The following is an 18,283-nucleotide window of genomic DNA, read 5'->3' on the forward strand; positions in this document are numbered from 1 at the left end:
GCATTTTAAGTCGAAACCCGCGCTTCGAGCCGCTACTTATGCGGAGATGAAGCTTGTCAGGCTGCTTACCGCCCTCGCCGTTTCGGCGCTGACGGCCGGTCCCGCGCTGGCCGGCGATCCGCATCGCCGGCTCGTCATCGGCGGCGAGTGCGTCGATTGCGACTTCAGCGGCTCGAACCTCGCCGGCGGACACTTCGTCGGCGGCGATTTCAGCGGCAGCGATTTCTCGAACTCCGAACTGCTCGGCGCGCGCTTGGTGGACATGGAGCTCGACGGCGCGGATTTCTCCAACGCATCCATGATCGACATCCGGCTCTCGGGCGTGTCCTTCGACGACGCCGATCTGAGCAACGCCGTGCTCGACGGCGTGCGCGGACAGCGCGTCAGCCTGGACGGGGCCTCGCTGGAGAACGCCAGCCTCGACGGCGGCGTCTTCATGACCCTCGAAGCCTCCGGCGCGCGGTTCAACGGCGCGCGCTTCCGCAACGCCGTCCTGCGCGCCGCCGAGTTCGACGGGGCGGATCTCCAGAACGCCGACTTCAGCGGCTGCCATTTCACACGCGCATCGCTCGACAGCGCGGACGCCCGCTACGCCGTCTTTTCCGGCGCGATCTTCGAACACGCCGATCTGTCGAACGCCGACCTTCGCGGCGCCGTGCTCAACGGCGCCCGCTTCGTCTTCGTCGACCTCTCGGGAGCGGACCTTCGCACGGCGTCAGGGCTGAACGCGGACATGTTGCGGCGGGCCTGCGGGGACGACGCCACGCGTCTGCCCCAGGGGCTCGAGATCACGCGGTGCGAGGAGGACGAACCGCGCCCCGCCGAACGCGCGCAGCCGCGGACGGTCGGCTCCGTCGCCGCCCGCCGCGCCGAGGTCGAAGCCGCGCGCCAGGCGATCGAACGCGCCCTGGCGAATCTCGACGACGACAATCGCTTCCACGAGGTATGGAACGAGGAGGCGCTCGCCGCGGCCCGCGAGGGCCTGCGCGCGGCCGCGCAGGAGATGGAGGCCGAGCACGCCGAGGCGCTGCGCGAAATCGAGCGCGAATGGCGCATGGAAATTCGTCGCGCCGAGCTTGGCGACACGGTCCGAATGATCTTCGAGCAGGCCGATGCGCTCGAGCGCGCGCGCCACGCCGGCGACGCTCCGCGCCCTCCCAAGGCGCCGCAGCCGCCGCTGCCTCCGCGCATGGAGAACGGCCTCGCCGGCGCTCCGGACGGCGACCCCGACGCGGACGCCGAACCGGACGACGGCTGACGCCGCCGCGCGGCGTCAGCTCTTCTTCTGATCCGGAATGACCGTGCGCAGGTGCAGCTCGCGCAGGTGATGCGGCGAGGCCGGCGCGGGCGCGTTCATCATCAGATCGCGCGCCTGCTGGTCCTTCGGGAACATCACCACCTCGCGGAGATTGCCGACGCCGGCCAGCAGCATGACGATCCGGTCGATGCCCGGCGCGATGCCGCCGTGCGGCGGCGCGCCGTAGCGGAAGGCGTTGAGCATCCCGCCGAACGCCTCCTCGACCACGTCCTCGCCGTAGCCGGCGAACTCGAACGCCTTGAGCATGACGTCGGGGCGATGGTTCCGGATCGCGCCCGACGACAGCTCCACGCCGTTGCAGACGATGTCGTACTGGTAGGCCTTCAGCGACAGCAGCGCCTTCTCGTCGGTCTTCTCCAGCGCCATGAAGGCGTCGGGATCCATCTGCGGCATCGAGAAGGGGTTGTGCGAGAACTCGACCTTCTTCTGGTCGTCGTCCCACTCGTACATCGGGAAATCGACGACCCAGCAGAACTTGAACACGCCCTCTTCGAACAGGCCCAGCTCCGCGCCGATCATGTCGCGCGCCTTGCCGGCGAACGCGGCGAAGTCCTTCGGGAGGCCGGCGACGAAGAACACCGCGTCGCCCGCGGCGAGCCCCAGCTGGTCGCGGATCGCCTCGGTGCGCTCGGGGCCGATATTCTTCGCGACCGGACCGGCGCCGGCCACGGCGCCCTCTTCCTCGCGCCAGAAGATGTAGCCCAGCCCCGGCTGGCCCTCCTTCTGCGCCCAGGAGTTCATGCGATCGCAGAAGGCGCGCGAGCCGCCCTGCGGCGCGGGAATGGCCCAGACCTCGACCTCGGGGTTCTTCTCGATCATGCCCGCGAAGACCTTGAAGCCGGAGCCCGCGAAGTGCTCGGTCACGGCGGCCATCTCGATCGGGTTTCTCAAATCCGGCTTGTCGGTGCCGTACTTGCGCATCGCCTCCTCGTAGGGGATGCGCGGAAACGGGACGGGCGTGACGGCGTTGTCGCCGGCGAATTCCTCGAACACGCCGTGGAGCACGGGTTCGATGGCGGCGAACACGTCCTCCTGGTCGACGAAGCTCATCTCCATGTCGAGCTGGTAGAACTCGCCCGGCGAACGGTCGGCGCGCGCATCCTCGTCGCGGAAGCAGGGCGCGATCTGGAAATAGCGGTCGAAGCCCGCGACCATGATCAGCTGCTTGAACTGCTGCGGCGCCTGGGGCAGCGCGTAGAAGCTTCCCGGATGCAGGCGCGAAGGCACGAGGAAGTCGCGCGCGCCCTCGGGCGAGGACGCCGTCAGGATCGGCGTCTGGTACTCGAGAAAGCCCTGCTCGACCATGCGCCGGCGGATCGAGTCGATGATCTGCGAGCGCAGCACGATGCGGTGGTGCAGCCCCTCGCGGCGCAGGTCGACATAGCGGTGCTTGAGCCGCACCTCCTCGGCCCATTCCGGCTCGCCGAAGACCGGAAGCGGCAGCTCCTTCGCCTCCGACTGCACGTCCATCTCGTCGACGCGGATTTCGACCTCGCCGGTGGGCAGGTTCGGATTCACGGTTTCATCGGAGCGCGCCACGACCCGGCCGGTCACGGTGATCACGCTCTCGACGCGCATGTGCTCCAGGCGCTCGAAATGCGGGCTGTCGGGTTCGAGCACGCACTGGGTCAGGCCGTAATGGTCGCGCAGGTCCACGAACAGCAGGCCGCCATGGTCCCGCTTGCGGTGAATCCATCCGGAAAGCCGTGCGGTCTCGCCCACATGGGTCTTGCGCAGCTCTCCGCACGTGTGGGTGCGATAGGCGTGCATCGAATTTTCGCTTCCGTGAAACTGGGCCGGGTCGGGTTCGCGGCGGGAAAAGGCGACGGAAGCGCCCGGATGTCAAGGCGGGGCGTTCGTCCGGCTCACTCGGGAATCGGCTCGCGGTCCCAGAATTCGCGCACCTCGTCGTCCAGCCCCGTCATCTCCCAGCGAATGAGCGAGATCGGCAGCCGGCCGCGGGCGAGGAAGGAGTCGTGGAATGCGCGCAGCGAGAAGGCGTCGCCGAGCTGGCGGCGCCGGTCGGCGAGCAGGCCCTGCATCTGCATCGCCCCGACCTGGTAGCCCAGGCCATAGCCCGGCGGCCGGCGCAGATAGATCTCCGCATCGACCCGGGCGACGTCGGCGTCGAGATAGGGCGTGACCGACCGCCAGTACGCGACGGCCTCGTCGACGGTCATCTCGTTGGTCTGCAGCCAGACATCGGCGGGCACGCGGGCTGCGCGGAAAATCCCGAAGATGTAGATGAGCTCTCGCGTTCTCGGCCGATCGTCCAGAAGGCCCGCCTGCAGCATCGCCTCCTCGAGATAGGTCGCCCAGCCCTCGATCCGCGCGCCGTCGCCGATGCGGCCGCGGACGGGATGGTCGACCACCATGCGCCCGTCGAAGCGATGACCGGGGATGACGGCGTGAAGATGGTCCGGCGTCGGGTCGCGATACTGGACCTCCTCCCAGAAATTCCACCCGCCCGGCCGGACGATCCAGGGCACGTTGTGATCGAGCGCGCCGATATGGTCGGGGATGGTGATGATGTCCTCGTCCTCGAGGAAGCGCCGGACCCGGGCGTCGGTCTCGGCGATGCGGCGGCGGTATTCCTCCGCCGAGGCGGCGGGCTCGAGCTCGGGCAGGTCGCGATTGCGATGGCGCTCCAGCGCGTGGAAGGCCGACATCCGGTCGAGCTCGCGTTCGCCCAGCGCGACGATCTCGGAGGCCGTCCAGGGCATCAGCTTGACGTGTTCGAGATACCAGTCGAACCGCGCCTCCCCGACGCCCGCGGCCGCGGTCATGTCCGGACGGTTCGCCTCCAGCCAGTCGCGGAAGGCGCGCACCGCCGCCAGCGCGGCCTCGATATCGGGGACGAGCGCCGGCTGCTCCGCCTCGGCGCGCGCGAGCAGGTCCTCGTACCAGCCGATGACGCCGGCCGGCGGGGTCTCCCGGTAGGGATGGCCGTGGCCGACGCCGTCGGCGGTGGTGAGATTGTGCAGGGCGAGATCGGCGTAATCGGCCGCCGCCGCGTCGAGATTGGTCCGGGCGGCCTCGAGCAGCGCCGGCACGGCGGCGAGCCGCGCGCGCAGGCGGGCGAGCGCCTCGCCTTCAGCCGGCAGCTCCGTGAAGGTGAGCCACAGCAGCGGGTCGACATAGAAGCCGGGATCGCGCTCGAAGGGCCGCGAGGCCCGCAGCCAGAAATTATGCTGATCGATGCGCGCGCGCACGGCGAGATACTCCGCCTGACGGGCGCGGTCCCACGCCGCCACATTCATATCGGCCATCTGCCCGAGATAGTCGTCGACGGTCTCGATCCGGGCGGCCACGGCGGCGTCGGAATAGTCGGCCACCGCGATCCCGCCCCCATCGCGATCGATCAGGGGATCGTCCTGACCCCAGGTCTCGAACTCGAGGAACAGCGCGACGAAATCCTCGTAACTACCTGTTCCCGCAGGCGGTCCCGCCATGGCGGCGCCGCTCGCCGCCAGGACGGACGCCGCCGCCGCGATCACCGAAATCCAGACCCGCATCGCTGACGCCCCTCTCCGCGGTCATCGTCGCGATCAGCCGACCCCGGCGGCGCGACGGCGTCAAGACCCGGCTCGACCGCCCGCGCCCCGTGCGCGGCGTGAGTCCCATGCGCGCCATGCGTGGCGTGCGGGGCGTGCGGGGCGTGCGGGGCGTGCGGGGCGTGCGCCCACGCGACGCCGAGTCCCGTAATGAGTAAACATTCACTCACTTGACCTCGGCGCACGCATCTGGTTTAAACCCGCCTCGTAGTGAATGAACGTTCACTCATTGAGCCGGAGCCGCGTCGCGTAGCGCGCGGCGACGCGGCGGACGGGCGCCCGGCCCGGACGCCGGACGAACGGGAAGGAGACGCGCATGGACAAGAGCACGCTCGATCTGGACGCCGTTCGCGGCGTGACCGGCGTCGACGGGACGGCGCGCGCGCGCATCGAACGCGCCGCGCTGCAGCTGTTCGCCGAGCACGGCGTCGACGGCGTCTCGATCAAGGACATCGCCGCCGCCGCCGGCCTGTCCCAGGGCGCGATGTACCGGCATTTCGAGAGCAAGGAGGCGCTCGCCGGCGCGCTGTTCGAGACGATCCACCGGCGGATCTTCGATCTGGTCCGCGCCGCGATCGACGAGGCCGCCGGCTTCGACGACGCGCTGAACCGCGTGGTCCGCGTCTACTGCGAGGCCGCCGACGACGACCCGGCGCTGTTCTCCTACCACCTCACCCACATGCACCGCTTCGGCGCGCAGCCCCGCGCCGACCGGCCCGACCCGGTCGGCCTGATCGCCGCGCGCGTGAAACAGGCCATGGACGACGGCGACCTGCCCCCGGGCGATCCCGAGATCCGCACCGCCGCGGCGCTGGGCGTCGTGCTGCAGCCCGCCGCCCACCGCATGGTCGGCCGCTTCGACACCGCCCTGGTCACCAAGAGCGACGCCTTCGCCGCCGCCGCCGCGGCCGTGCTGCGGCTGGCCTGAGCGCGAACGTAAAGGAGACTCGCGATGATCCGCTCCGCCCTCTTCCACGCCGCCTACTGGCTCGCCACCGTCGTCTTCGCGCTCGTCTGCACGCTGCTCGCGCTGCTTCCGGGCAAGCGCGCGCTGGGCTTCGGGCTGTGGCTCTACGGCTCGTCCATCGTGGCGCTGCTGCGCTACGTCGCCGGGGTCCGCCTCGAAGTGCGCGGACGGGAGAACCTGCCCGCCGAGCCCTGCGTCATCGCCGCCAAGCACCAGTCCTGGGGCGACGGATTCTCGATGCTCGCCACCGTCGAGCAGCTCGGCTTCGTCGCCGGCGACCATCTCTACAAGTTTCCGCTGATCGGCCGGATCCTCGACAAGGCCGGCGCGATCGTCCTGTCGAACGGCGGCGGCGAGGAGGCGAAGGCGCGCATGGCCGACGGCGTGAAGCGCCTGCGCGCCGACCGCCGCGACGTGCTGATCTATCCCGAGGGCCATCTCTCCGCGCCCGGCGAGAAGCACCGCTACCGCAAGGGCGTGTTCCATCTCTACGCCGCGCTCGATCGGCCCTGCGTCCCGGTGGCGACCAATCTGGGCCTGGCGTGGGACCGGCAGGCCTTCCGCAAGACGCCGGGCCGGGTCACGCTGGAGTTCCTCGAACCGATCCCGCCGGGCCTCGACAAGGAGGCCTTCATGGCGCGGCTCGAGGAGGCGGTCGAGACGCGCACCGACGCGCTGGTCAGGGAGGGCCTGAAATGAGCCTCAAGCTCGCCGTCTCGCTGATGGGCCAGCGCCGCTATCTGCCGATGTGGATCGGCCAGGTCTTCGGCGCCTTCAACGACAATCTCTTCCGCTGGTCGCTGGTGGTCCTGGCCACCTATCAGGGCCTGACCGTCTTCGACCTGCCGCCCGAGCAGATGACGCCGATCGCGGCGACGATCTTCACCTTGCCCATCTTCCTGTTCTCCGCGGTCGCCGGACAGGTCGCCGACCGGTTCGACCGCACCATGATCATGCGCGTGCTCAAGTTCGCCGAGATCTTCCTGATGACCGCCGCGGCCGTCGGTTTCATCTTCGAGCGGCCCTTCGTCCTGCTGTGCGTGCTTTTCCTCATGGGCGTGCAGACCGCCTTCTTCATCCCGGCGCGCACCTCGGCCATGCCGACCCTGCTCCAGCCGAGCGAGCTGGTCACCGCCAACGCCCTGATGTCGGGCCCCATCAATGTGGCGATCCTCGCCGGCGCCATCGGCGCCACGCTTCTGATCACCCAGGTCTGGGGCCCGTATGTCGTCGGCGCGATCCTCGTGTCCATGGCCGTGCTGGGCTGGCTGGGCATGCGCCAGGGCGTCCCGGCGCCCGCCTGGGACCCGACCCTGAAGATCCGCGCCAATATCGTGGTGGAGACCGGACGAATCCTCGCCTTCCTCTGGCGGGCCCGGGACGTGTTCCGCCCGGCGGCCGGCGTGGCGTGGTTCTGGATGATGAGCGCGGCCGTTTTGACCGTGCTGCCGCTGTTCGCGCGCAACGTGCTCGGCGCGGATGAAAGCGTCGTGGCGGTCTTCCAGGTCCTGTTCACGCTCGGCGCGGTCACAGGCGCGCTCGCCTGCGGCGCGCTCAATCGCGGCGAGGACGCGCTGATCTTCACCGTGGTCGGCGCGGCGGGCCTGGTGATCTTTCCCGCCGACATCGCGCTCTACACCGCCGGCTGGACGCCGGCCGGCGAGCTCGCCGGCGTGGGCGCGTTCGTCAACGACCCGGCGAACCGGCGCATCCTGATCGACCTGTTCATGGCGGCGGTCTCGGGCGGGCTGTTCCTGGTGCCCCTGCAGGCCATGACCCAGCGCCGGGCCGATCCCGAGCGGCGCGGCCGACTGCTCGCCGCCAGCGGCGTTCTCAACGGCGCGGCGGCCACGCTCGGACCCTTCGTCCTGTTCGTGCTCGCCCGCACCGGCCTGCCGGTGCACGCGGCCTTCGTGTTCGTCTCGGCCGGATCGCTGGCGGCGGGGCTGTTCTTCGCCTGGCGAATGATCGTCCGGGCGCGCGAGGCGGCCGCCTGAAGCCGCCCCTCGCCAATCCCGTCGCGGCCCGCTACATGGACGCCATGGAATTGATCAAGACCACGAAGGAGCTGGAGCAGGCCGCCGACGCCCTCCGCTCCGCCGATTTCGCCGCCGTCGACACCGAGTTCATGCGCGAGTCGACCTTCTGGCCGCAGCTCTGCCTGATCCAGGCGGCGGCCGGAAACGACGAGTTCCTCATCGACCCGCTTTCGGAGGAGCTCGATCTCGGCCCGTTCCTGGAATTCCTCACCGACGAGACCGTCACCAAGGTGTTCCACGCCTGCCGGCAGGACATCGAGATCTTCTTCTTTCTCGGCGGCGAGCTGATCCCGAAGCCGCTCTTCGACACGCAGATCGCGGCGATGGCCGTCGGCCTCGGCGATTCCATCTCGTACGACAATCTCGTGCGCGCGCTGCTCAAGCGGGACATCGACAAGGGCTCGCGCTTCACCGACTGGTCGCGCCGGCCTCTGTCGAAGAAGCAGGCCGACTACGCGCTCGCCGACGTCACGCATCTGCGCGATCTCTACCCGATGCTCCGTGACCGGCTGGCCGACAAGGGCCGCGAGGGCTGGGTCGACGAGGAGATGGGCACGCTGACCGATCCGCGCACCTATCGCTCGGAGCCGGAGGACGCCTGGCGGCGGCTGAAGATCCGCAAGACCACGCCGAAATGGCTCGCCGCGCTCAAGGCCGCCGCGGAGTGGCGCGAACGCGAGGCTCAGACGCGCGACATGCCGCGCAACCGGGTGATGAAGGATGACGGTCTCTACGAGATCGCGCAGGCCGCGCCGGTCTCGCCCGATCAGCTCTCCGAGCTGCGCGCCGTGCCCCGGGGCTTCGAGCGCTCCCGGCCGGCCGAGCGGCTCCTCGATCACCTGCGCACGGCGATGGATGATCCGAAGGCCTACGCCCCGAAGGTGGAGAAGCGTCCGCCGCCGCCGGGCAATCTCGGCCCCGTCGTCGAGATGCTGAAAGTGCTCCTGAAGATGGTCGCCGAAGACGCCGGCGTGGCGCCGCGCCTCATCGCCAATGTCGCCGATCTGGAGAAGATCGCCGAGAGCGATGAGGCCGACGTCGCCGCGCTTTCGGGCTGGCGGCGCGACGTGTTCGGCGAGGCCGCCCTGCGCCTCAAGCGCGGCGAACTCGCCCTCGTGCTCGAGGACGGCCGCGTGACGGCCGTCGAGCGCCGCGCGACCTAGATCACCCGCGGCGTCAGCCCCATCGCGTCAGCGAATTGCTCGAAGCGCTGAAGCGCGCGCTCGACCACGAGCTCCTCGCGACCCGGCTCGACGCGCAGCACCAGCTCGGCTTCGGTCCGCTCCAGGCGGAACGCCTCGAGCAGTCCCGCCGATCGCCCCGACAGCGCCGCGCCCAGCCGCAAGGCGAGCCCGACGCGCATCGCCGCCTCCTCGCCCGCGTCGTCGAGCAGGCGCCGGCTCGGACAGGTCTCTTCGCGCGGCTTGCGGCCGGCGTAGCGGTGATGCATCGCCAGGGCGAGGAACGCGCGCTCGCCGTGGCTGACCCCGCCGAACGGGGCGTAGAGCGTCTGGGTGGTTGCGAGCTCGGCGCGGTGATCGGGATGCATGCGCGCGCCGATATCCGTCAGCCGCGCCGCGGCCGCGCGCACCAGCGCGTCGCGGGCGCGGCCGAACACTTCGGGTTCGGCCTCGAAGGCCCGGGCGATCCACGCCGCCAGCGCCGGACCGAATCCCGGCTCGGGCGAGGCGTTACGCACGAGCGCCTCGGCGGCGTCGAGCAGCGGATCGCCGTCGGCGACGAGGCTCGAATCGGCGGCGTACACGACGCCCTCGCGCAGGCCGTTCGCGGAGAACACGACGCGTTCGAATCCGCCATGCCTGATCAGGCGCTTGAGCAGAAGCGCGGCGTAGGGCAAGGTGGGCGCGCGCTTGCTCGACACGCCGGGGATGCTCGCCAGCGAGGCTTCGCTTTGCGTGGCGGCGAAGTCGGCCGCCCGCGCGACCTGCTCGGGACGCAACGCATACTGGTGCAGCAGGATCAGCGGGTAGTCGTCGAGCGCCATGGCGAGATGGGCGAAGGCCCGCCAGGCGCCGCCGACGGCGTAGAAGACCGGTCCGGCGCGATCGAGGACCGGGGCGGCGCGCTCGAGCCCGGCGTCGATCGCGGCCTTGTACGCCTTCGGGTCGCCGGGGCCCTCCCCGTGGACCGCGAGCGGGCCCAGCGGCAGCGAAACCGCCGCCCCCGCGCGCCGGCCCGACAGCGGGGTGAGTTCGAGACTGGAGCCGCCGAGATCGCCGGCGACCCCGTCGGCGTCGCCGACCCCGCCGATGACGCCGATCGCCGAACGCCGCCCCTCTTCCTCGCCGGAAAGCACCTCGATATCGAGCCCGGTCTCGCGCTCCGCGCGGGCGACGAAATCCGGCCCGTCCTCGCTGTCGCGCACCGCGGCCGTGGCGACGGCGTGGCGCTCCCCGACATGCTTGGCGTCCAGGAGTCGGGCGAAACGCTTGAGCGCGCGCATCGCGCTCTCGACGCCCTCGGGATTGAGGCGGCCCGTCTCGCGCGCGTCGCGGCCCAGCCCGGCCATGGTCTTTTCATTGAACACCGGCCAGAGCGCCCGGCCCTCGATCCGGAACTGAACCAGGCGCACCGAGTTCGAGCCGATATCGATGACGGCGACGTCCCGCCGCGCGGGCGCCTCGGCGAGACTCTCGGGCGGGGCGCTCGCCGGAACCGGCGTCAACGCCTCGGCCCGATGAAGGGAAACGCCGGCGGCTGGTCGTGCTTGAGCGCCTGGCCGCGGCCGGAAAGGCTCGGATTGGTCATGAAATAGGCGTGGGCGGAGAACGGCTCCTCGACGCCCGAGTTGTCGACGCGGGTGTAGGATCCGTCCGGGTTCATGGTCCAGCTCTGCGTCTCGTCATTGAGATTGGCGACCATGATCTGGTCGAGGATCTGGCGATGGACCGTCGGATTCTCGATCGGGCACAACGTCTCGATCCGGCGATCGAGATTGCGCGGCATCCAGTCGGCCGACGAGATGAAGACCTCCGCGCTGGTCGAGGGCATCGCCGCGCCGTTGGCGAAGCACACGATGCGGGAATGCTCGAGGAAACGGCCGACGATCGACTTGACCCGGATATTCTCCGACAGGCCCGGAATGCCCGGGCGCAGGCAGCAGATGCCCCGGATCACGAGATCGACGGGCACGCCCGCCGCGCTCGCCTCGTAGAGCTTGTCGATGATCTCGGCGTGGACCAGCGCGTTCATCTTCGCCCAGATGCCCGACGGCTCGCCGGCGCGGGCGTTGGCGATCTCGCGGTCGATCTTCTGGAGCAGCAGCTCCTTCATGCCGATCGGCGAGATCGACAGCTTCTCGAGCGAGGTCGGCCGCGCGTAGCCGGTGACGTAGTTGAAGATGCGCCCGGCGTCGCGCGCGCAGGCCGGGTCGGCGGTGAACAGCGACAGGTCGGTGTAGATCCGCGCGGTGACCGGGTGGTAGTTGCCGGTGCCGAAATGGGCGTAGGCGCGCAGCTCGGCGCCCTCGCGGCGGACCACCAGCGAGACCTTCGCGTGGGTCTTGTACTCGATGAAGCCGAAGACGACCTGCACGCCGGCGCGCTCGAGATCGCGGGCCCACTTGAGATTGGCCTCCTCGTCGAAGCGGGCCTTGAGCTCGACGAGCGCGGTGACGTTCTTGCCCGCCTCGGCCGCCTCTATCAGCGCCGCGACGACCGGCGAGTCCTTGGAGGTCCGGTAGAGCGTCTGCTTGATCGCGACGACGTCGGGATCGGCCGCGGCCTGGCGCAGGAACTGCACCACCACGTCGAAGCTCTCATAGGGATGGTGGACCACGAGGTCCTTGGCGCGGATCGCGGCGAAGGCGTCGCCGCCGTGGTCCTTGATGCGTTCGGGGAAGCGCGGCTCGTAGGGCTCGAACTTGAGATCCGGCCGGTCGTCGGGAATGAGCTGCTCGAGCTGGGACAGCCCCAGAATGCCGTCGACAAGGACGACGTCCTGGGGCTCGGCGCGCAGCTGCTGGATGATGAAGCGCCTGAGCTCCTCGGGCATCGAGGCGTCGATCTTGAGCCGGACGAGCACGCCGCGCCGGCGCTGCTTGAGCAGCGCTTCGAACTCGCGGACGAGGTCCTCGGCCTCCTCCTCGATCTCGATATCGGAGTCGCGGATGATCCGGAACGCGCCCTTGCCCAGGAGCTCGTAGCCCGGGAACAGCGCGTCGATGAACAGGATCAGCACGGTCTCGAGCGCGATGAAGCGCTTCACCGGACCGCCGCGCCTGTTCTTGCGCCGGCTGGGGATTTCGACGAAGCGCCGCACGCCGGCCGGCAGCGGCAGCAGTGCGTTCATGATCTTGCCGTCGCGCTCGCGCTTGAGCTTCAGCACCAGCGCGAAGCCGAGATTGGGAATGAACGGGAAAGGATGCGCCGGATCGATCGCCAGCGGCGTGATCACGGGAAGGGTGTGCGCCAGGAAGTCGTCGCGCAGCCAGGCCTTGTCCTGGGCCGAGAGATCCTCGACGCCGACGAGTTCGACCCCCTCCTTCCTCATCTCGTCGCGGATCTCGCGCCAGCGTTCCTGCTGGTCCTCCATCAGCCTGCCGGCGGCGGCGTTGATCTTCTCCAGCTGCCGGGCCGGCGTCAGGCCGTCCTGGCCGGGCCGATCGACGCCGTTGCGCACCTGGGCGCGCAGGCCGGCCACGCGGACCATGTAGAACTCGTCGAGATTGCTCGCCGAGATCGACAGGAAGCGCAGCCGCTCGAGGATGGGATGGGCGGGGTTCTCGGCTTCCTCGAGAACCCGCAGATTGAACTCGAGCCAGGACAGCTCGCGATTGAGGAAGCGCTCCGGCGAAACGCGCAGGGCGTCGACGTCGGGAAGCGCCGCGTCCGCCTCGCTCGAAACCGCCTCGGTCATCGTCGCCTCCGCTCAGCCGTCGTCGGCGACGGCGGCCGCCTCATCGGTCAATAAGGCGCTGAGGGCGTCGCGGGCAAGGCTTCGCGTCACCGGCTTCTTCCGCGCGAGCGCGGCGCGGTCGAGCGTCTCCACCAGCAGGCGCGCGAACGCGACCGAGCGCTCCATCCGCGCGAGCAGGTATTCCAGCACCCCCGCCGAGAGCGGCGTTCGCCGGTCGCGGAACAGCTTCTCCATGACCTGGCGCAACAGCGCGTCGTCCGGCTCGTGCAGCACGGCGGTCTCCGCCGCCGCCAGCCGGGAGGCGAGATCCGGCAGCGCGACCGGCCATTCCCCGGGCGCGCGCCGAGCCGTGAGCAGAGCGGTCGCGCCAGTCTCGCCCGCCGTCCGGTTGAGCAGATGAAACAGGCCGTCCTCGTCGACGCCCCGGTCGCAGTCCTCGACCAGCACGGCGGCGTCCGGCTCGAGCCCGGACAGCGCGTCCGAAAGCGCGCGCGCGTCCACGCGGCGCGCCTGCGCGCGCGTCCGCCACATCTCGGCGAGATGCGTCTTGCCCGACGCCGGCGGACCGATCAGCAGGAGATGCCCCTGGCGCCAGCTCGGCCAGCGGTTGACGATCGCCAGCGCCGCGGCGTTCGACTCGCTGACCGCGAAGGCCTCGGCGCGATAGTCCGGGGCGCTCGAGAGATCGAGCGCGAGCTGGCCTGTTCGCGACGCCGGCAGCGGCGTCATCGACTGGCGCGGACCGTCCATCCCAGATCGGCGTCCTCTTCGAGCCGCGCGCCGCGCTGGGCGAGTTCGGTGCGCAGCTGCTCGCTCGCCCCGCGATGGGTCAGCGTCATGACCGCGCCGCCGCGCGAGAGCGCGTCCAGCCGGGCCTCATCGACGAGCGAGGCGCCCGCCACCGCGCGCTGAAGGTTCCGCCACTGGCGCAGCCCGTCGAAGATGAAGGTCACCTCCAGCATGCGGCGCTCGGTCTCGCGCACGATATTGATCCGCTTCCAGGATTCCTGCCGCTCATAGACGATCTGCGCCGCCGCGGCGTCGAAGCCGCGGCCGATGACGTCGGGCAGGCTTTCGCGCCGGGTCGTTTCGCCGGAGAAGTCGAGCAGCGTGCCGCCGGCGCGCACGCGCGGCTCGGCGTCCTCGTCCTCGCCGCCGGAGGCGCGCGCGACGATGACCGCGACGGCCTCGACGTCATAGAGCTCGGCGATCTCGCGCAGCGCGTACTCGTCGAGCCTGAGCGCATCCTCGGTGAACAGCACGTCGCGGCCGAGCGGGGCCGGCTCCTCGGAGGCGCGGTTTCGCGGCCTGTAATCGGTTTCGGGGTCTTCGACCGGCTGGGTTTGAGAGCCCAGCCCGACGAACGGCGTCAGCGCGTGATCGTAGCCGCCGGTCAGCCAGGTCTCGTACCAAGGCCCCTCCCAGAGCGTCGTCTCCCCGTCCCGGTCGAGCACGGGCAGCACCAGGACCGGCCGCGACTGCGCCTCGACATAGGGCACGCCGTAGCCCTCGAGGTGTTCGCGCACCGCGCCGTCGTCGAACTCCAGCGTGAGCGAGGCGAGGTAGCGCGTCGCCGAGCGCTGCTCGTCGGAGATCTGCAGACCCGCCAGCAGCTCGGCGGCGCGATCGGGATCGATCGTCGGCATCGCCGCGGCGAGCCGATCCTCCGGCAGGGTCAGCCGTTCGATCAGGCGCTGAGCGCCGAGCGCCTGGCCCTGGGCCAGCGCCAGGCGCTGGGCCTGGGTGGCGGTGTCGGCCTCGGCGTCGACCTCGACGCCGACGACCGTGAAGGGGTCGGCGGCGAGCGCCGCGCCGGCGAACGCCAGCGCCGCGCCGAGCGCGGCGAGCGTGTCGCGGAAGGCCTGTACGAGCGGGCGGTCCATCGCGCATCTCCGGAAAGCAGCATTCGCCGGCGACTATACCTGTCCGCGCCTTGCGGTGAAGACCCGCGCTGAGCCGCATGAACGCGAACCCCTCGCGCGCGGGCGCGTTCGCGGCTAAACAATTCCCGGAATCACACCTGTCCAGCCGGCCCGGAGCCCTCCCCTTGGCTGACGAAACCCGATCGAACGGCCTGACCTACGCCGAGGCCGGCGTCGACATCGACGCCGGCGACGCGCTCGTCGAGGCGATCAAGCCGCTGGCGAAATCCACCGCGCGGCCGGGCGCGGAGGCCGCGCTCGGCGGCTTCGGCGGCGCGTTCGACCTCAAGGCGGCGGGGTATGACGATCCCATCCTGGTGTCGGGAACCGACGGCGTGGGCACCAAGCTGCGCCTGGCCATCGACACCGACCGGCTTGAGACCGTCGGCATCGATCTCGTGGCGATGTGCGTCAACGACGTCCTCGCCCAAGGCGCCGAGCCGCTCTTCTTCCTCGACTATTTCGCCACCGGAAAGCTGTCGCCCGAGGCCGGCGCGCGGGTCGTCGAGGGCGTGGCCGCCGGTTGCCGCGAGGCGGGCTGCGCGCTCATCGGCGGCGAGACCGCCGAGATGCCGGGCATGTACGCCGCCGGCGATTTCGATCTCGCCGGCTTCGTCGTCGGCGCCGCCGAGCGCGGCCGCCTGCTGCCGCGCGAGGCCGACATGGCGCCGGGCGACGCGCTGATCGGGCTGGCTTCCTCGGGACCGCACTCGAACGGCTATTCGCTGATCCGCCGCATCGTCGAGCGCGCCGGGCTCGGCTGGGAGGGTCCCGCCCCCTTCGCGCCGGAGCGCCCGCTGGGCGAGGCGCTGCTCGAACCCACGCGCATCTATGTGAAGGCGCTCCTGCCGCTCGTGCGCGAAGGCCGGATCAAGGGGCTCGCCCACGTCACCGGCGGCGGGATCACCGAGAACACGCCGCGCATGCTGCCCGACGGGCTCGATTTCTCCGTCGATTACGGATCGTTCGAGCGGCCCGCGGTGTTCGACTGGCTGGCGGAGGCCGGCGGGGTGTCGGAGGCGGAGATGCGGCGCACCTTCAATTGCGGGCTGGGCATGATCGCCGCGGTCGCGGCGGGCGACGCCGACGCGATGGTGGATGCGCTGACCGCGGCGGGCGAGACCGCCGCCGTCGTCGGCGAGCTGAAAGCGGGCTGATCCCATGGCGAAGACCAAGATCGCCGCGCTCGTCTCCGGGCGCGGGTCCAATCTGCAGGCGCTGATCGACGCGTGCGCCGAGCCGGACTTCCCCGCCGAGATCGCGCTGGTGCTCTCCAACAAGGCCGGCGCGCGCGGGCTCGAGCGCGCCCGTGACGCGGGCCTCGAGACGAAATTCATCGATCACACCCTGTTCGACGACCGCGAGGCCTACGAGCGCGAGGTCGACGCCGCGCTGCGCGAGGCCGGCGCCAAGTTCGTGTGTCTGGCCGGCTTCATGCGGATCCTGACGCCCTGGTTCGTCGACAAGTGGAAGAACCAGCTGCTCAACATCCACCCGTCGCTGCTGCCGGCCTTCAAGGGCGTGCACACGCATGAGCGCGCGATCGAGACCGGCGTGCGCATCCACGGCGCGACGGTGCATTTCGTCCGTCCGGAAATGGACGACGGCCCGATCATCGGCCAGGCCGCCGTGCCGGTGCTGCCCGACGACGATCCCGACACCCTCGCCGCGCGCGTGCTCGAGGCCGAGCACAAGCTCTATCCCGCCTGCGTGCGCCTGGTGGTCGAGGGCAAGGCCCGCGTCACGCGCGAGCGCGTGCGCATGGAGGCCGCCGTGGCGGCCGAGGCCGGCCTGACGCTGTTCAATCCGCAGACCTGACGGGACGGGCCATGCGCATCACCGAGCACATGGTGATCGACGAGGCCCTGATCGAAGAGCGCTATACGCGCTCGCCCGGCCCGGGCGGCCAGCACGTCAACAAGGCCGAGACCGCCGTGCAGCTGCGCTTCGACGTCGACGGCTCCGATCTGTCCGACGACGTCAAGAAGCGGCTCGCCGATCTCGCCGGCTCGCGGATGACCCATGACGGCGTGCTCATCGTCAAGGCCCACGGCGAGCGTTCGCGCGAGCGCAATCGCGAGGCCGCGCGCGAACGCCTCACCGCGCTGATCCGCAAGGCGCTGAAAAAGCCGAAGCCGCGGCGGCGCACGCGGCCCTCGGCGGCCTCGGTTCGTCGCCAGAAGGCGGCGAAGGAAAGACGCAGCCGAGTCAAGTCCTTGCGCTCGAAACCGAAGCCGGAAGAATAAGTTCGGGAGGCCGCCCTGCCCGCACCGAGAGATCGCGCCGACGCGCTCGCCGCCCCGGTCTACGCCGCGCTCTACGGCGACGACGAGGACGCCCGGGTCTGCAAGGACATCCCCGAATCCGCCTGCCATCACCAGCCGCGGAACTTCTTCTACTCCAGCCTCGCGCTGACGCTGACCAAGACCGGAGACCGGCTGATCGACCCGAAGATCACGCTGGCCTGGCTGTTCACCGCGCTCGGCGCGCCGGGCTATCTGATCGGTTTGCTGGCCCCGGCCCGGGAGTCGCTCTCGCTCATCCCGCAGCTCTTCATCGCCCGGGCGGTGCGCGAGCGGCCCGTGCGCAAGTGGTTCTGGTCGGCGGGCTCCGTCGGACAGGCCGCCGCGCTGATCGCTATGGCCGGCGTCGCGCTGACGATGCGCGGCGCAGCGGCGGGCTGGACGATCCTGGCGCTCGTGTGCGCCTTCGCGCTGGCGCGCGGGATGTGCTCGGTCTCCCACAAGGACGTGCTCGGCAAGACCGTCTCGAAGACGCGCCGCGGCGCGGTGTCGGGCTACGCCTCCAGCCTGTCGGGGGCGGCCGCGCTGGTCTTCGGCGGCGCGCTCATCTTCGGTTTCGCCGAGGGCGCGGGGCCGGTCTTCTTCGCCACGCTGCTCATCGTCGCGGCCGTGCTCTGGCTGATCGCGGCGGGCGCCTACACGCTGCTCAAGGAGGAGCCCGGCGCGACCGAGGGCGGCGGCAACGCGGCCGTCGAGGCGATCCGTCAGCTTGCGATCCTGCGCGACGACGCGCCCTTCCGGCGCTTCGTGATCGCGCGGACGGCCTTCATCGCGACCTCGCTCTCGCCGCCCTTCTATGTGGCCGTGGCGCGCGAGCAGACCGGCGCGGAGCTGGCCGGCCTCGGCGGCTTCCTGATCGCCTCGGCGACGGCGAGCCTTGCAAGCGGCTGGATATGGGGCCGGTTCGCCGACCGGTCGAGCCGGGGCGTGCTGATCGCGGCCGGCCTGGCGGCGACGCTGTCGGCGGCGATCGCCGCGGCGGGCGCCTTCCTCCATCCGCCGGGGTCGGATTCTTCGGCCTGGTATGTCGCCGCCCTGTTCGTGCTGGCGCTGTCGCACGAGGGCGTGCGGCTGGGCCGGTCGACCTATGTCGTAGACCTCGCCACCGCCGAGACGCGCGCGGCCTACACCGCGGTGTCGAACACCGTGATCGGCGTGCTCGTGCTCGCGCTGGGCGCGATCACGGGCGTCGCCTACGCGCTCACGGGCCCCTGGATTCTCGTCATCCTCGCGAGCTCGACGCTCATCGCCTCGGCGCTGTCGCTGCGGCTGAAGGAGGTCTCCGGCTGACGCGCGCGACAG

15 protein-coding genes are annotated in these 18,283 nt (G+C 70.5%); 9 read left to right on the top strand and 6 right to left on the bottom strand.

All coding sequences use genetic code 11. The annotated features are described in order from the left end of the window. Positions 1–46 precede the first annotated feature (46 nt). Positions 47–1,258 (top strand): pentapeptide repeat-containing protein, encoded by a 1,212-nt coding sequence (locus DDZ18_RS06440; protein ID WP_109252552.1) that lies wholly within the window; start codon positions 47–49, stop codon positions 1,256–1,258. A 15-nt stretch (positions 1,259–1,273) separates the two neighbouring features. Here DDZ18_RS06440 and aspS read toward each other — a convergent pair whose 3' ends face one another. Further along, positions 1,274–3,088: an aspartate--tRNA ligase gene (gene aspS, locus DDZ18_RS06445; protein ID WP_109252553.1), complete on the bottom strand. Its 1,815-nt coding sequence runs from the start codon at positions 3,086–3,088 to the stop codon at positions 1,274–1,276. Positions 3,089–3,183: 95 nt separating this feature from the next. Then, positions 3,184–4,833 (bottom strand): DUF885 family protein, encoded by a 1,650-nt coding sequence (locus DDZ18_RS06450; RefSeq protein ID WP_109252554.1) that lies wholly within the window; start codon positions 4,831–4,833, stop codon positions 3,184–3,186. A 355-nt stretch (positions 4,834–5,188) separates the two neighbouring features. On the opposite strand from DDZ18_RS06450, the gene DDZ18_RS06455 reads away from it, so the two are divergent. The 4 genes from DDZ18_RS06455 to rnd are packed head-to-tail and all read left to right on the top strand — an operon-like array spanning position 5,189 to position 9,041. After that, positions 5,189–5,800: a TetR/AcrR family transcriptional regulator gene (locus DDZ18_RS06455; RefSeq protein ID WP_109252555.1), complete on the top strand. Its 612-nt coding sequence runs from the start codon at positions 5,189–5,191 to the stop codon at positions 5,798–5,800. Positions 5,801–5,824: 24 nt separating this feature from the next. After that, entirely contained in the window at positions 5,825–6,538 is a 714-nt protein-coding gene (locus DDZ18_RS06460) for a lysophospholipid acyltransferase family protein (RefSeq protein ID WP_109252556.1), read from the top strand. Then, a complete protein-coding gene (locus DDZ18_RS06465; RefSeq protein ID WP_109252557.1) occupies positions 6,535–7,836 on the top strand; it encodes an MFS transporter in 1,302 nt (433 codons plus the stop codon). The genes DDZ18_RS06460 and DDZ18_RS06465 overlap by 4 nt, the downstream gene beginning before the upstream one ends. A 44-nt stretch (positions 7,837–7,880) precedes the next feature. Beyond that, positions 7,881–9,041 (top strand): ribonuclease D, encoded by a 1,161-nt coding sequence (rnd, locus tag DDZ18_RS06470; protein ID WP_109253073.1) that lies wholly within the window; start codon positions 7,881–7,883, stop codon positions 9,039–9,041. Here the strand turns inward: rnd and DDZ18_RS06475 are convergent. From DDZ18_RS06475 to DDZ18_RS06490, 4 genes are read right to left on the bottom strand one after another with little or no spacing between them, the layout of a single operon-like run. Then, positions 9,038–10,564 (bottom strand): Ppx/GppA family phosphatase, encoded by a 1,527-nt coding sequence (locus DDZ18_RS06475; protein WP_109252558.1) that lies wholly within the window; start codon positions 10,562–10,564, stop codon positions 9,038–9,040. The two genes, rnd and DDZ18_RS06475, sit on opposite strands and share 4 nt — an antisense overlap. Continuing rightward, positions 10,561–12,756, bottom strand: a complete 2,196-nt coding sequence (locus DDZ18_RS06480; protein ID WP_109252559.1) for an RNA degradosome polyphosphate kinase — start codon at positions 12,754–12,756, stop codon at positions 10,561–10,563. Before DDZ18_RS06480 ends, DDZ18_RS06475 begins: the two co-directional genes overlap by 4 nt. Positions 12,757–12,768: 12 nt before the next feature. Continuing rightward, positions 12,769–13,506: a P-loop NTPase family protein gene (locus DDZ18_RS06485; protein ID WP_233245740.1), complete on the bottom strand. Its 738-nt coding sequence runs from the start codon at positions 13,504–13,506 to the stop codon at positions 12,769–12,771. Next, complete coding sequence (locus DDZ18_RS06490; protein ID WP_109252560.1) at positions 13,482–14,639, bottom strand: DUF2066 domain-containing protein; 1,158 nt, start codon at positions 14,637–14,639, stop codon at positions 13,482–13,484. Before DDZ18_RS06490 ends, DDZ18_RS06485 begins: the two co-directional genes overlap by 25 nt. Positions 14,640–14,803: 164 nt before the next feature. On the opposite strand from DDZ18_RS06490, the gene purM reads away from it, so the two are divergent. From purM to DDZ18_RS06510, 4 genes are read left to right on the top strand one after another with little or no spacing between them, the layout of a single operon-like run. Continuing rightward, positions 14,804–15,835 carry a phosphoribosylformylglycinamidine cyclo-ligase gene (gene purM, locus DDZ18_RS06495; protein ID WP_233245741.1) on the top strand — a complete coding sequence of 344 codons (1,032 nt, stop codon included), beginning with the start codon at positions 14,804–14,806 and terminating at the stop codon, positions 15,833–15,835. A gap of 4 nt (positions 15,836–15,839) precedes the next feature. Next, positions 15,840–16,496 (top strand): phosphoribosylglycinamide formyltransferase, encoded by a 657-nt coding sequence (gene purN, locus DDZ18_RS06500; protein ID WP_109252562.1) that lies wholly within the window; start codon positions 15,840–15,842, stop codon positions 16,494–16,496. Positions 16,497–16,507: 11 nt separating this feature from the next. Further along, complete coding sequence (arfB, locus tag DDZ18_RS06505; RefSeq protein ID WP_109252563.1) at positions 16,508–16,924, top strand: alternative ribosome rescue aminoacyl-tRNA hydrolase ArfB; 417 nt, start codon at positions 16,508–16,510, stop codon at positions 16,922–16,924. Between the two features lie 15 nt (positions 16,925–16,939). Next, positions 16,940–18,271 (top strand): MFS transporter, encoded by a 1,332-nt coding sequence (locus DDZ18_RS06510; protein WP_109252564.1) that lies wholly within the window; start codon positions 16,940–16,942, stop codon positions 18,269–18,271. The last annotated feature ends 12 nt before the right edge of the window (positions 18,272–18,283 follow it).

The sequence above is a fragment of the Marinicauda salina genome, assembly GCF_003122085.1.
Taxonomy (GTDB): domain Bacteria; phylum Pseudomonadota; class Alphaproteobacteria; order Caulobacterales; family Maricaulaceae; genus Maricicauda_A; species Maricicauda_A salina.

Coding starts and splice junctions, on each gene's coding strand:
- rnd (WP_109253073.1), top strand. CDS start 7,881: ATGGAATTGATCAAGACCACGAAGGAGCTGGAGCAGGCCGCCGACGCC.
- purN (WP_109252562.1), top strand. CDS start 15,840: ATGGCGAAGACCAAGATCGCCGCGCTCGTCTCCGGGCGCGGGTCCAAT.
- DDZ18_RS06480 (WP_109252559.1), bottom strand. CDS start 12,756: ATGACCGAGGCGGTTTCGAGCGAGGCGGACGCGGCGCTTCCCGACGTC.
- arfB (WP_109252563.1), top strand. CDS start 16,508: ATGCGCATCACCGAGCACATGGTGATCGACGAGGCCCTGATCGAAGAG.
- DDZ18_RS06440 (WP_109252552.1), top strand. CDS start 47: ATGAAGCTTGTCAGGCTGCTTACCGCCCTCGCCGTTTCGGCGCTGACG.
- DDZ18_RS06450 (WP_109252554.1), bottom strand. CDS start 4,833: ATGCGGGTCTGGATTTCGGTGATCGCGGCGGCGGCGTCCGTCCTGGCG.
- DDZ18_RS06455 (WP_109252555.1), top strand. CDS start 5,189: ATGGACAAGAGCACGCTCGATCTGGACGCCGTTCGCGGCGTGACCGGC.
- DDZ18_RS06490 (WP_109252560.1), bottom strand. CDS start 14,639: ATGGACCGCCCGCTCGTACAGGCCTTCCGCGACACGCTCGCCGCGCTC.
- DDZ18_RS06485 (WP_233245740.1), bottom strand. CDS start 13,506: ATGGACGGTCCGCGCCAGTCGATGACGCCGCTGCCGGCGTCGCGAACA.
- DDZ18_RS06465 (WP_109252557.1), top strand. CDS start 6,535: ATGAGCCTCAAGCTCGCCGTCTCGCTGATGGGCCAGCGCCGCTATCTG.
- aspS (WP_109252553.1), bottom strand. CDS start 3,088: ATGCACGCCTATCGCACCCACACGTGCGGAGAGCTGCGCAAGACCCAT.
- DDZ18_RS06460 (WP_109252556.1), top strand. CDS start 5,825: ATGATCCGCTCCGCCCTCTTCCACGCCGCCTACTGGCTCGCCACCGTC.